Origin of the sequence: Rathayibacter sp. AY1B8, from assembly GCF_002932775.1 — a bacterium.
Taxonomy (GTDB): domain Bacteria; phylum Actinomycetota; class Actinomycetes; order Actinomycetales; family Microbacteriaceae; genus Rathayibacter.
The window spans coordinates 69,474-82,005 of sequence record NZ_PSWJ01000010.1; the positions used below are offsets into that span (position 1 = coordinate 69,474).

Below are 12,532 nucleotides of genomic sequence, written 5' to 3' on the forward strand. Positions count from 1 at the left end.
GCAGGGAGCGGAGTCCCGCGCGGTCCGCGCACGGGAATGCCGTGGGAGCCGCGACGCATCACGGCTCCCACGGCGGGGATCGGGCCCGATCAGGCGGAGGCGCCGGCCAGCTCGCGGACCGGGACCTCCTCGCGCAGGGCGCGGTTGACGGCCGAGACGATGGCCTTGAGGGAGGCGGTCGAGATGTCGGCGTCCACGCCCACGCCCCACAGGGTGCGGCCGTTCACCGTGCACTCGACGTACGAGGCGGCCAGCGCGTCGCCGCCGGCGCTGAGCGCGTGCTCGACGTAGTCGAGGACCCGGACCTCGACGCCCTGCTGCTCCAGCACGGCCTCGAAGGCGTTGATCGGGCCGTTGCCCCGCGAGCTGGCCGAGACGCGCTCGTCGCCCACCCGGAGGACCGCGTCCAGCGCGATGCTGCCGCCCAGATCGCTCGACGTGTTCGTGCGCAGCAGCTCGAAGCGGCCCCACTTCTCGTCGGCGCGCTCGGCGGGCGCCGGCAGGTACTCGTCCTGGAACACCGTCCAGATCTGCTCGCTCGTGACCTCGCCGCCCTCGGCGTCGGTCTTGGCCTGCACGACGCCCGAGAACTCGATCTGCAGTCGGCGCGGCAGGTCGAGCGCGTGGTCCGTCTTCAGCAGGTACGCGACTCCGCCCTTGCCGGACTGCGAGTTGACGCGGATGACCGCCTCGTAGGAGCGGCCCAGGTCCTTCGGGTCCACCGGCAGGTAGGGCACGGCCCAGGTGAGCTCGTCGACGCTGCGGCCGGTCCGCTCGGCCTCGGCCTGCATCGCCTCGAAGCCCTTCTTGATGGCGTCCTGGTGCGAGCCGCTGAAGGCGGTGAAGACCAGGTCGCCCGCCCAGGGGCTGCGCTCGGGCACGGGCAGCTGGTTGCAGTACTCGGCGGTGCGCTTGATGCCGTCCATGTCGCTGAAGTCGATCTGCGGGTCGATCCCCTGGGTGAACAGGTTCACGCCCAGCGCGACCAGATCGACGTTGCCGGTGCGCTCGCCGTTGCCGAAGAGGCAGCCCTCGATCCGGTCGGCACCGGCCAGGTAGCCCAGCTCGGCCGCCGCCACGGCCGTGCCGCGGTCGTTGTGGGGGTGCAGCGACAGCACGATGTTCTCGCGCTGCGCGAGGTTGCGGCTCATCCACTCGATCGAGTCTGCGTAGACGTTCGGGGTGGCCATCTCGACGGTGGCGGGCAGGTTCAGGATGACCTTGCGCTCGGGAGTCGGCTCGAAGACCTCGACGACCCGGTCGCAGATCTCGCGGGCGAAGTCGAGCTCGGTGCCGGTGTAGCTCTCGGGCGAGTACTCGTAGTAGACGGCCGTGCCGGGGACGGTCGACTCCATCTCGCGGCACTTGCGGGCGCCGGCCAGCGCGATGTCGATGATGCCCTGACGGTCCTTGCGGAACACGACCTCGCGCTGCAGCACGCTCGTGGAGTTGTAGAGGTGCACGATCGCCTGGCGCGCACCGCGGATCGACTCGTAGGTGCGCTCGATCAGGTGGTCGCGGGCCTGGGTCAGCACCTGGATGGTGACGTCCTCGGGGATCGCGCCCTCCTCGATGAGGCTGCGCACGAAGTCGAAGTCGGTCTGGCTCGCGCTCGGGAATCCGACCTCGATCTCCTTGTAGCCCATCCGGACCAGCAGATCGAACATGATGCGCTTGCGCTCGGGGCTCATCGGGTCGATGAGCGCCTGGTTGCCGTCGCGGAGGTCCACGGCGCACCAGCGGGGCGCGGTCGTGATGCGCTTCGACGGCCAGGTGCGGTCGGGCAGGTCCACGGCGATCAGCTCGTGGAAGGGACGGTACTTGCCGATCGGCATGGGCGACGGCTTCTGGTTGTTCAGCATGAGGTGCTCTCCCGGCGCAGTGGTGCGCACGTGTCTGTTCTCGCTCGTGACCGATCCCGCTCGCGTGCGGCTCCGCTGGTGGGCGGTGCCGGTCGAGCGGTCTCGCGGGGATCCGGATGCGGATCGACCTCGCGGGCGAGGGATGGTTCAGCCGACGACGGACTCCGCGACGAGGATGGCCTGAGGATCAGATCTCGTCGCGGCGGAGAAGGAGGAGCTGTCCGAAGCGCACCCGGTCAGGGTAGCACCGCCCCCGCGGCGCGTCACCCCGGCGTCCCGCGCTAGGTGACCAGGCCGTTCTCGTAGGCGTAGACCACCAGCTGCACGCGGTCACGCAGGCCGAGCTTGCCGAGGGTGCGGCTGATGTGCGTCTTCACCGTCGCCTCGCTCAGGAACTCGGCGCGCGCGATCTCGGTGTTGCTCATCCCCCGCGCGGCCAGGTGGAAGATCTCGCGCTCGCGGTCGGTGAGGGTCGCGAAGGCGGGCGGGGTCTCCCGTCCGCTGCCCGCCGCTCCGAAGTGCTCGAAGAGCTCGCGGGTCGCGGAGGCGGCGACCACGGCGGTCCCCGCGTGCACGGTGCGGACGGAGGCGAGGAGGAAGCCGGGCTCCGTGTCCTTCAGGAGGAAGCCGCTCGCGCCCGCCCGGATGGCGCGCGCGGCCGCCTCGTCGAGGTCGAAGGTGGTCAGCACGAGGATGCGCGGAGGCTCGACCCGCCGCTCCTGCGCGTCCGCGAGGATCCGCCGGGTCGACTCGATCCCGTCGACGCCCGGCATCCGGATGTCCATCAGCACGACGTCGGGGGCCAGCCGCGCGACCAGCTCCGCGCCCTCCGCCCCGTCCGAGGCCTCGCCGACCACCTCGAGGTCGGGCTGCGAGCCGAGCAGCATGCGGATGCCGGCGCGGAAGAGGGCCTGGTCGTCGACGAGGACGAGGCGGATGGTGTCGGTCATGCGGGGCTGCCTCCGGAGGCGAGGGGTGGGGCGGTGCGGGCGAGGGACGGGGAGGAGGGCAGGCGCGCGTCGACGACGAAGTCGTCCCCGACCGGGCCGGCGGCGAGCACTCCCCCGACGAGCGCGGCGCGCTCGCGCATGCCGACCAGGCCGTGGCCCTCGCCCGGCAGGGAGTCGCGCTCGACGTCGGCGCACCGGGCGTTGCGCACGGTCAGGGCGAGCTCGCCGCCGTCCTGGCGCAGGGCGATCTCGAGCGGCGAGCCCGGGCGGCCGTGGCGGAGAGCGTTCGTGGTCGCCTCCTGGGCGATGCGGTACAGGGCCAGACCGACGGCGCGCGGCACCGCCTCCAGGTCGACGGCGAGCTCGGCGCGGACGGGGGCTCCGGCTCCGCCCACGCTGTCGAGGAGGGCCGGCAGGTCGCGGGCGCCGGGCTGCGGGCCGTCGCTCTGCGAGTGCCGCAGCTGGGCGAGGAGCACGCGCACGTCGCCGAGGGCGTCCCGGGCGACGGAGGAGATGGTCAGCAGCGCGGCGTCGGTCTGCTCGGGGCTGGTGGCGCCGAGGTAGCGCGCGCCGTCGGCCTGCGCGATCACGACGGCGAGGGAGTGGGCGACGACGTCGTGCATGTCGCGGGCGATCCGGTTGCGCTCCTCCACGGTGTCGAGCTCGCGCTGCGCCCGGGCGCGCTCCTGCTCGGCCTGCGCGCGCAGGGTCTGGCCCTCCCGCGCCCGGCGGACCGAGCGCGAGAGCAGTCCGATGGTCCAGGAGAGGCCGAGCGTCGCGAGGATCCCGCCGAAGGTGGCTCCGGCCGACAGGAGGCCGTCGTAGGCGCTCGCGACGAGGTCGAAGACGAGGACGAGGTAGACGACGGCGATCACGGCGCCGAGGACGGCCGACACCGCGCCCGCGATCCGCACCCGCCGCGACTCCGACGCGCCGGCGCCGAAGAGGACGGCCAGGATGGCCAGATCCGCGGGTCCGGGAGCGAGGCTCGCGCTCATCTGCAGGGCGGCACCGGCCCAGGCGATCGAGAGGGCGAGGACCGGGGACCGCCGGTGCAGCACCAGCGCGACCGCGAGCACGCCCGCGACCAGCAGCTGCATCGCGCCCTCCACCCCGGCGAACGGGAGGCCGGCGACGAGGAGGAGCACCAGCGCCTGACCACCGGCGACCCCCACCGCGAAGGGGTCCTGCGGCCCGGCGACCCGGGTCAGCAGCGCGTCGATCCGATCGCCCGCGAGGACCGGCGCCCGCAGCGCGTTGAGGTACACGAGGACCTTCGCCGCACCGAGCACGGAGGCGACCGCGAGGGCGACCAGGGCGAGGACCACGAACTCCACGCGCGCCGGGAGCCCGGACGGATCGAGCGGGCCGGAAAGGCCGAGCGCAACGGTGACGCCGCCGATCCCGGCGAGGATCAGGCCGCCCGCGAGCGCCAGGGCACGGGTCCAGGGGCCCACCCGGCGGGTCGTCTGCCAGAGGACGACCAGGCCGACGAGCACCCCGTCGACGGGGACGCCGCCGAGCAGGACGCCTCCGTCGGCGAGCGCGCCGACCGCGACGAGCGAGGGGGCGAGCGCGGGCAGGAATCCCGCGACGGCGAGGGCCAGCGCGAGCACGAGGCCGCCGGCGATCCGCTCGGTCGGAGTGACCCCGGTGAGCCCGAGCAGCAGGTGGAGGGCGGCGAGCAGCGCCCCGGCGATCGGCAGGGCCGCCGGTCGGTCGAGGAGGGCGCGCATGAGGACCACGCTACGGGTCCGCGCGCCCGGGGGCGTCGTCCTGGAGGGTGACCGCCGTCGTCCTCCGGCGTCAGAAGCCCAGGCGCCCCAGCAGCTTCGGGTCGCGCTGCCACTCCTTGGCGACCTTCACCCGGATGGAGAGGAACACGCGGCGGCCCAGCAGGCGCTCGATCTGCTCGCGGGAGACGGCTCCCACCTCGCGCAGACGCTGGCCGCCCTTGCCGATGATGATGCCCTTCTGGCTGTCGCGCTCCACGAAGACGTTGGCGTAGATGTCGATCAGCGAGCCGTCCTCGCGCTCGACCATGTCGTCGAGCGTCACGGCGAGGGAGTGCGGCAGCTCGTCCGAGACGCCCTCGAGGGCGGCCTCGCGGATGAACTCGGCGATCCGCGAGGACAGGTCCTCGTCGGTCACCGCCTCCTCCGGGTAGAGGGCGGGCGAGACGGGCATCAGGCGCAGGAGCTCGACGGCCAGGACGTCCAGCTGCTCCTCGGTCACGGCCGAGATCGGCACGATCGTGTCCCACTCGCGCAGCTCCGAGACGGCGAGCAGCTGCTTCGCCACGGACTTCTTCGAGGAGAGGTCCACCTTCGAGACGATCGCGACCTTCCGGGCGCGCGGGAAGGAGTCGAGCTGCTCGTTGATGAAGCGGTCTCCGGGGCCGATCGGCTCGTCCGCCGGGAACAGCATCCCGATGACGTCGACGTCGCCGAGGGTCGAGGTGACGAGCGAGTTCAGCCGCTCGCCGAGGAGCGTGCGCGGCCGGTGGATGCCGGGGGTGTCGACGACGATCAGCTGGCCGTCGGTGCGGTGCACCACGCCGCGGATAGCGCGCCGCGTGGTCTGGGGCTTCGAGCTCGTGATGGCGATCTTCTCGCCGACGAGGGCGTTCGTGAGCGTCGACTTGCCCACGTTCGGGCGGCCGACGAAGGACACGAAGCCCGCCCGGTAGGGAGCGGCGGCGGGAGTGGTGTCGGTCATCGTGCGTCCTCGTGCTGATCGCCCGTGGCTCCGCGGGTGGGAGCCGTGCTCGGGCTGGGGGTGGTGGTGCCGCCGTCCGCGATGATCGCGACGGGGCCGGTGCCGGGCTCGCCGGCGGTGTCCAGATCGGGATCGCGGCGGACGATCACCGTGGAGATGGTCCCACGGCGCGGGTCCGCCTGCTCGGCCTCGAGCAGCACTCCGCCGATCCGCGCCGTCGCGCCGCGCTCGGGGAGGCGCCCGTAGGCCTTGGTCAGCAGTCCGCCGACCGAGTCGACGTCGTCGTCCTCGAGGTCGAGCTCGAACAGCTCGCCGAGCTCGTCCACCGGCAGGCGCGCCGAGACGCGGTAGACCCCGGGCGCCGTCTCCTCGAAGAGGTCGACCTCGCGGTCGTACTCGTCGGAGATGTCGCCGACGAGCTCCTCGATCAGGTCCTCGAGCGTCACCAGGCCCGCGATGCCGCCGTACTCGTCGACCACCATCGCGAGGTGGTTGGACTCGAGCTGCATCTGGCGGAGCAGCTCGTCGGCCTTCTTCGACTCGGGCACGAACAGCGCGGGGCGCGCGAGATCGGCGACCGTGTCGTCGTCGTCCGGCCGCTCGTAGGTGTGCCGGGCCACGTCGCGCAGGTAGAGCACGCCGAGGACGTCGTCGACGCCGTCGCCGATGACGGGGAGCCGGGAGATGCCGCGGCTCAGCAGGAGCCCCATGCCGGCGCCGACGGAGGAGGTCGCCTCGATCGTCACCATGTCGGTGCGGGGCACCATCACCTCGCGGACGAAGGTGTCGTTGAACTCGAAGATCGAGTGGATCAGCTCGCGGTCGTCCTGCTCGAGCACGTCCTGCTCGGTCGCCTCGTCGACCATGCTGAGCAGCTGCTCCTCGGAGGAGAACCCCGCCGAGCGCCCGGTCCCCGGCGTCACCCGGTTGCCGAGAGCCACGAGCCCGTGCGCGACCGGACCCAGCGCGAGCCGGAGCACGTGCACGAGCGAGGCGCTGGTGGACAGGACCGCACGCGCGTTCGCGCGCCCGACGCTGCGGGGGCTGGAGCCGACCAGGACGAACGAGACCGCCGCCATGATCAGGACCGCCAGCAGGAGCGCGAGCCAGAGCTGCGGGACCTCGACGACCAGCACCGTGGTGACGAACACCGCGGCCGTCGTCTCGGCCGCGATCCGCGAGAAGTTGACGACGTTGACGTGGGCGCTCATGTCGCCCGCGATCGCGCGGAGAGCGCGGGCGCTGCGGGAGTGCTGGGCCATGTCGAGCAGGTCGCTGCGCGAGAGGACGCCGAGTGCGGCGTCGGTCGCGGCGAACCAGCCGCCGACGGCGACGAGCGCGAGGGCGGCGATGAGGAGCTGGAGAGTGGGCACGGCGCGCTCTAGCGGCGTCGCTCGCTGATGTGGAAGCCGACCAGGATGTCGCGCTGGATGCCGAACATCTCGCGCTCCTCCTCCGGCTCGGCGTGATCGAAGCCGAGCAGGTGCAGGAGCCCGTGGGCGGTCAGCAGCTGCAGCTCGTCGAGCACGGAGTGGCCGGCCGACTCGGCCTGGGACTGCGCGACCTGCGGGCAGAGCACGATGTCGCCGAGGAGCCCCGCGGGGGTCTGCTCGTCCTCGGTCCCGGGACGCAGCTCGTCCATCGGGAAGCTGAGCACGTCGGTCGGCCCCGGCTCGTCCATCCACTGCACGTGCAGCTGCTCCATCGCGCCCTCGTCGACCAGCACGATCGCGAGCTCGGCGTCGGGGTGCACGTGGAGCGAGTCGAGCGCGTAGCCGGCGAGGCGCAGCAGGGCGGCCTCGTCGACGGGGACGCTCGACTCGTTGTTGATCTCGATGCTCACGGGGGCGGGCGGCCTGGCCGCGGCGCTCGGCGCGGTTCGCGAACTCCCGGGCCTGCTCGCGCTCGAAGTGCTGCGCCTGCTTCTGCTGGTCGTACTCGGTGTACGCGTCCACGATGCGGCCGACCAGGCTGTGGCGCACCACGTCCTCGCTGGTCAGGCGCGAGAAGTGGATGTCGTCGATGCCGTCGAGCACGCGCGTCACGAGGCGGAGTCCGCTCGCGCCGGTCGGCAGGTCGACCTGGGTGATGTCGCCGGTGACGACCATCTTGGAGCCGAAGCCGAGGCGGGTGAGGAACATCTTCATCTGCTCGGGCGTCGTGTTCTGCGCCTCGTCGAGCACGACGAACGAGTTGTTGAGCGTGCGCCCGCGCATGTAGGCGAGCGGAGCGACCTCGATCGTGCCGGCCGCGAGCAGCTTCGGGACGATCTCGGGGTCCATCATCTCGTTCAGCGCGTCGTAGAGCGGGCGCAGGTACGGGTCGATCTTGTCGGTGAGCGAGCCGGGCAGGTAGCCCAGCCGCTCCCCCGCCTCGACCGCCGGGCGGGTCAGGATGATCCGCTCGACCTCCTTGCGCTGCAGCGACTGCACGGCCTTCGCCATCGCCAGGTAGGTCTTGCCGGTTCCGGCCGGGCCGATGCCGAAGACGATGGTGTTCTGATCGACCGCGTCGACGTACTCGCGCTGCCCGAGCGTCTTGGGCCTCACGCTCCGTCCGCGCGCCGTGAGGATGGCCTGGCCGAACGCCTCGGCCGGGCTCACCGGCCCGCCGTTCTGCAGGATGCGGGCGGACTCGCGCACGCCCTCCGGGTCGAGATCGTGCCCGCTCGCGGTCATGCGCACCAGTTCTTCCACCAGGCGCGTCGCCGCGGCGACGGGCTCGCGCTCGCCGTCGAGCGTCACCTCGTTGCCGCGCACGTGCACCCGGACATCGGGGAATCGTCCTTCGACCGCTCGGATGAGGCGGTCCTGGGGTCCGAGGAGGCGCACCATCGCGACTCCGTCGACGGCGACGACGCGCCGCGTCGTCTCGGACGCGTCCGCGCCGGGGGCGGGACGCTCGTCGGGGCTCGCGCCCGTGTTCTCAACCGGTGGCAAGGGAGCCTTCCGTCTGGTGGCCGCCCAGGACGTGGGCGTGCACGTGGAACACGGTCTGGCCCGCCTCTTCGCCGGAGTTGAAGACGAGGCGGAACTGACCGTTGCTGTGGGCGTCGGCGAGCGACTGGGCGACCTGCACCATCTCGGCGAGCAGGGCGGGATCGGCGGCGGCGAGGGCGGCGACCGTGGCGTGCTCCTGGGTCTTCGGGAAGACGAGGAGGTGGACGGGCGCCTTCGGCTCGATGTCGGTGATCGCGAGGATGCGCTCGTTCTCGAACACCACATCGGCCGGGATCTCGCCCTGGACGATGCGCGTGAAGACGGTGGGTTCGCTCATGCACTCATCTTAAACGGGGCCCGTGCGCGACGGGCGCCGCGTTCGCCCACGGCACCCTGCTCCGGAGCCCCGAGTCGGCTGTGGAGGAGCGTCACCAGCGGCCCAGGCGGGCCGAGAGGACGGCGATGGCGGCGGGACCTGCGGTCGAGGTGCGCAGGACGGAGTCGCCGAGCGCGACGGCCTCGGCGCCCGCCTCCGCGAGCAGCCGCAGCTCCTCCGGAGCGATGCCGCCCTCGGGCCCGACGACGAGCACCAGGTCGCGTCCGTCCGGGACCACCTGGGAGAGCCGCGCCTGCGCCGAGGGCTCGAGGACCAGCACGCGGGACGTCGCGGCGCGCGCGACGAGACCGCGCACCTGCTCGAGCGGCGCGACCTCGGGCACCCGGGGGCGCAGCGACTGCTTGCTCGCCTCGCGCACGATGGCGCGCCAGCGCTCGCGCCCCTTCTCCTCCTTCGGGCCGGACCACCGCGAGATCGACCGCGCGGCCTGCCACGGGACGACCTCGTCCACCCCGAGCTCGGTCGCCGCCTGCACGGCGAGCTCGTCGCGGTCGCCCTTCGCGAGGGCCTGCACGAGGACCAGGCGCGGGGACGGCACCGGGGACTCCTGCACCGACTCCACGACGAGCACCACTCGCGCCGGCTCCGCGCTCTCGACGACCGCGGTCGCGACGAGTCCGCGCCCATCCCCGACCCGGACGCTCTCGCCCGCGCGGATCCGGCTGACGGTCGCGGCGTGCCGTGCCTCCGCGCCGGTGAGCGCGAGCCGGCCCCCGACGATGAAGCCCTCGGAGTCCAGCGACTCGTCGATGTAGTGGTGCGCCACGGGCTCAGCCCAGGAAGCGGTCGCGGAGCTTGGAGAACAGGCCCTGCTGGAAGTGGGTCAGCGCGGGCTTCTGCGGCTTGTAGTGCTTCGCCAGCTCCTGGACCAGCTCCCGCTCGCGGTGGCCCAGCTTCGTCGGGGTGACGACCTGGATGCCGATGCGGAGGTCGCCGCGTCCGCTGCCGCGCAGGCGCGTGACTCCGCGTCCCTTGATCGTGACGATCTCGGTGCTCTGCGTGCCCGGCTTGATCTCGATCTCGATGTCCCCGTCGAGCGCCTTGAGCGACGCCGTGGAGCCGAGGATCGCGTCCGTCATCTGCACCTCGAGGGTGCAGAGAAGGTCGTCGCCGTTGCGGCTGAAGACGTCGTGGTGCTTGACCTTGATCTCGAGGTACAGGTCGCCGTTGGGGCCGCCGGCCGGGCCGACCTCGCCGCTGCCGGGCATCTGCAGGCGCAGGCCCGTGTCGACTCCCGCGGGGACGTCGACGGGGATGGTGCGGCGGGCGCGGACGCGTCCCTGGCCCTGGCAGGTGGAGCAGGGGGTCGCGATGACGGTGCCGTAGCCGCGGCAGGTGCCGCAGGGGCTGGCCGTCATCACATTGCCCAGGAGCGAGCGGACCGTGCGCTGGATCTGGCCGGAGCCGTGGCAGATGTCGCAGGTCACCGGCGAGGTGCCGGGCTGGCAGCACGAGCCCTGGCACGTCTCGCAGAGCACCGCCGTGTCGACCTCGAGGTCGCGGTGGGTGCCGAAGATGACCTCGTCGAGCGAGACCTCCACGCGCAGCAGGGCGTCCTGGCCGCGCTCGCGGCGGGAGCGCGGCCCGCGAGACGAGCCCTGCGCGCCCTGCCCGAAGAAGGTCTCGAAGATGTCGCCGAACCCGCCGAAGCCCTGGCCGCCGCCGCCGAAGCCCTCCTGGGGCCCGCGGTCGTACTGCGCCCGCTGCTGGGCGTCGCTCAGGACGTCGTAGGCGTGCGTGACGAGCTTGAAGCGCTCGGAGGCGTCCGCGCTCGGGTTGACGTCGGGGTGCAGCTCGCGGGCGAGTCGGCGGTACGCCTTCTTGATCTCGTCGGCGGAGGCGTCGCGGTCGACGCCCAGCACTTCGTAGTGATCGGCCACAGGTGGCTTCGTCCTTCGTTCGTGGGTCGGTGGGCCGGGCACGGCGCACCGGGGGGATCCGGCGGGGGCCGGGAGGTCGGGCCTACTCCTCGCCGAGGAGGCGGGAGAGGTAGCGGGCGACGGCGCGCACCGCGGTGATGTTGCCGGAGTAGTCCATCCGGATCGGGCCGAGCACGCCCAGGCGCGAGACCTGGCCGCCCGCGGTGTTGTACCCGCTCGTGAGCACCGAGGTCTCCTGCAGCCCGAACGGCGCGTTCTCGCGGCCGATGCGCACCGAGATGCCCCGGGGGTCCGGGGTCATCTCGGCGAAGAGGCGCAGCAGCTCCACCTGCTCCTCGATCGCCTCGAGCACGGGGTAGATGCTGCCCGAGAAGTCCTCCTCGGTGCGGACGAGGTTCGCGGCGCCGGCCATGACCAGGCGGTCCTGCCGGTTGGCGCCGACCTGCTCGAGCAGGGTCTGCACGATCGGCGTCAGCACGTGGCGCCGCTCGGGGCTGAAGCGCTCCGCGACGGAGCCGAGCGTCTCGGCCGCCTGCTGGAGCCCGAGGCCCAGCACGGCCGTGTTGAGCTTCGCGCGGATCTCGCCGAGGAGCGCGTCGTCCACGTCCTCCGGGGTCTCGAGCACGCGCTGGTCGACCCGGCCGGTGTCGGTGATCAGCACCGACAGGAGGCGGCGGGGAGCGAGGGCGACGAGCTCCACGTGGCGCAGCCGCGCGGCTCCGAACGACGGGTACTGCACGAGCGCGACGCTGTTGGTGAGCTGCGAGAGCAGGCGGACGGTCTTGACCAGCACCTCGTCGAGGTCCGGGCTCTGCCCGAGGAACGTCTCGATCGCCTGGCGCTGCGCGGAGGTGAGCGGGCGCAGGTCGGCGAGCTGGTCGACGAAGAGGCGGTAGCCCTTATCGGTCGGCACGCGGCCGGACGAGGTGTGCGGAGCCGCGATCAGCTCCTCCTCCTCCAGCTGGGCCATCTCGTTGCGGATGGTGGCGGCCGAGACGCCGAACGCGTGGCGCTCGACGATCGACTTGGAGCCCACCGGCTCCCGGTTCGCCACGTAGTCCTGCACGATCACGCGCAGGACCTGGAGACCGCGCTCCGTGACCATACGACCGACCTCCCGCCGGACTCCGAGTGCCCGCGGGCACGACCGTCTGCGGCGCTGACGCCGCGCGGAGCCTGGCACTCCGCAACTCTGAGTGCCAATCATAACCGGGAGGCGGACCGCCCGGCGGGGTTGCGCGGGGATCGGCCGGGGTGCACTCCTGCAGGGCCGCGGGGAGGAGCCCCGTCATCCCCGAGGAGGAGGTCCCGCGCGGCCCGGTGCGGAGGGAGTCGCCGCATGCCACGATGGACGCCGAGCGCACGGGGGACGCCCGTCGCCGCCGCCGGAACGGAGACCATCATGTCGGCCACCCCTCCCCCGCCCCCCGTCTACGGGACCCCGGCTCCGCCGCTGAACCCGGCGGACGAGAAGACCTGGGCGATCGTCACGCACGTGACCGGCATCTTCTTCAGCTTCCTGCCCTCGCTGATCGTCTTCCTGGTCTTCAAGGGGCGCGGACCGTTCCTCGAAGCGCACGCCAAGACGGCCCTCAACTTCCACCTGACGACGCTGATCGCCTACGTCGCCGGGACGATCCTGTCCTTCGTCCTCGTCGGCTTCATCGTGTTCCTGGTCGTGCCGATCCTGGTGATCGTCTTCGCGATCATCGCCTCGGTGCGCGCCAGCGCGGGCGAGTACTACACGTACCCGCTCAGCATCCCGTTCTTCAAGTAGCCGCGGAAC

At 72.4% G+C, this 12,532-nt stretch carries 11 protein-coding genes and 1 pseudogene; 1 reads left to right on the forward strand and 11 read right to left on the reverse strand.

What is annotated here, in order from left to right; all coding sequences use genetic code 11:
* Positions 1-89: 89 nt before the first annotated feature.
* From leuA to hrcA, 11 genes and pseudogenes are all read right to left on the reverse strand, one after another.
* Positions 90-1,862 carry a 2-isopropylmalate synthase gene (gene leuA, locus C5C63_RS08420; RefSeq protein WP_104238221.1) on the reverse strand — a complete coding sequence of 591 codons (1,773 nt, stop codon included), beginning with the start codon at positions 1,860-1,862 and terminating at the stop codon, positions 90-92.
* Between the two features lie 281 nt (positions 1,863-2,143).
* Positions 2,144-2,812, reverse strand: a complete 669-nt coding sequence (locus C5C63_RS08425) for a response regulator transcription factor (RefSeq protein WP_104309522.1) — start codon at positions 2,810-2,812, stop codon at positions 2,144-2,146.
* Positions 2,809-4,548 (reverse strand): sensor histidine kinase, encoded by a 1,740-nt coding sequence (locus tag C5C63_RS08430; protein WP_146086370.1) that lies wholly within the window; start codon positions 4,546-4,548, stop codon positions 2,809-2,811. Before C5C63_RS08430 ends, C5C63_RS08425 begins: the two co-directional genes overlap by 4 nt.
* Positions 4,549-4,618: 70 nt before the next feature.
* On the reverse strand, positions 4,619-5,530 hold the full coding sequence (gene era / locus C5C63_RS08435; protein WP_104223426.1) for a GTPase Era: 912 nt from the start codon (positions 5,528-5,530) through the stop codon (positions 4,619-4,621).
* Positions 5,527-6,903 carry a hemolysin family protein gene (locus tag C5C63_RS08440; RefSeq protein ID WP_104223425.1) on the reverse strand — a complete coding sequence of 459 codons (1,377 nt, stop codon included), beginning with the start codon at positions 6,901-6,903 and terminating at the stop codon, positions 5,527-5,529. The genes era and C5C63_RS08440 overlap by 4 nt, the downstream gene beginning before the upstream one ends.
* Positions 6,904-6,911: 8 nt before the next feature.
* Positions 6,912-7,373 carry an rRNA maturation RNase YbeY gene (gene ybeY / locus C5C63_RS08445; RefSeq protein WP_104223424.1) on the reverse strand — a complete coding sequence of 154 codons (462 nt, stop codon included), beginning with the start codon at positions 7,371-7,373 and terminating at the stop codon, positions 6,912-6,914.
* Positions 7,351-8,364 (reverse strand): annotated as a pseudogene (locus tag C5C63_RS08450) (PhoH family protein); the annotation flags it as partial. The gene ybeY and the pseudogene C5C63_RS08450, both read right to left, overlap by 23 nt.
* Positions 8,365-8,455: 91 nt before the next feature.
* Positions 8,456-8,806: an HIT domain-containing protein gene (locus C5C63_RS08455; RefSeq protein ID WP_104225201.1), complete on the reverse strand. Its 351-nt coding sequence runs from the start codon at positions 8,804-8,806 to the stop codon at positions 8,456-8,458.
* A 91-nt stretch (positions 8,807-8,897) separates the two neighbouring features.
* Positions 8,898-9,632, reverse strand: coding sequence for a 16S rRNA (uracil(1498)-N(3))-methyltransferase (locus C5C63_RS08460; protein WP_104258276.1), 735 nt, complete (start codon positions 9,630-9,632; stop codon positions 8,898-8,900).
* A 4-nt stretch (positions 9,633-9,636) separates the two neighbouring features.
* Positions 9,637-10,746, reverse strand: coding sequence for a molecular chaperone DnaJ (gene dnaJ, locus C5C63_RS08465; protein ID WP_104225203.1), 1,110 nt, complete (start codon positions 10,744-10,746; stop codon positions 9,637-9,639).
* A gap of 82 nt (positions 10,747-10,828) precedes the next feature.
* Complete coding sequence (hrcA, locus tag C5C63_RS08470; RefSeq protein ID WP_104223131.1) at positions 10,829-11,851, reverse strand: heat-inducible transcriptional repressor HrcA; 1,023 nt, start codon at positions 11,849-11,851, stop codon at positions 10,829-10,831.
* 297 nt (positions 11,852-12,148) lie between these two features.
* On the opposite strand from hrcA, the gene C5C63_RS08475 reads away from it, so the two are divergent.
* A complete protein-coding gene (locus C5C63_RS08475; protein ID WP_104223130.1) occupies positions 12,149-12,523 on the forward strand; it encodes a DUF4870 domain-containing protein in 375 nt (124 codons plus the stop codon).
* Positions 12,524-12,532 lie beyond the last annotated feature (9 nt).

Excerpts from the sequence above, each read along its gene's own strand:
- leuA (WP_104238221.1), bottom strand. The coding sequence starts at position 1,862 with ATGCTGAACAACCAGAAGCCGTCGCCCATGCCGATCGGCAAGTACCGT.
- C5C63_RS08430 (WP_146086370.1), bottom strand. The coding sequence starts at position 4,548 with ATGCGCGCCCTCCTCGACCGACCGGCGGCCCTGCCGATCGCCGGGGCG.
- C5C63_RS08455 (WP_104225201.1), bottom strand. The coding sequence starts at position 8,806 with ATGAGCGAACCCACCGTCTTCACGCGCATCGTCCAGGGCGAGATCCCG.
- hrcA (WP_104223131.1), bottom strand. The coding sequence starts at position 11,851 with ATGGTCACGGAGCGCGGTCTCCAGGTCCTGCGCGTGATCGTGCAGGAC.
- era (WP_104223426.1), bottom strand. The coding sequence starts at position 5,530 with ATGACCGACACCACTCCCGCCGCCGCTCCCTACCGGGCGGGCTTCGTG.
- C5C63_RS08425 (WP_104309522.1), bottom strand. The coding sequence starts at position 2,812 with ATGACCGACACCATCCGCCTCGTCCTCGTCGACGACCAGGCCCTCTTC.
- C5C63_RS08475 (WP_104223130.1), top strand. The coding sequence starts at position 12,149 with ATGTCGGCCACCCCTCCCCCGCCCCCCGTCTACGGGACCCCGGCTCCG.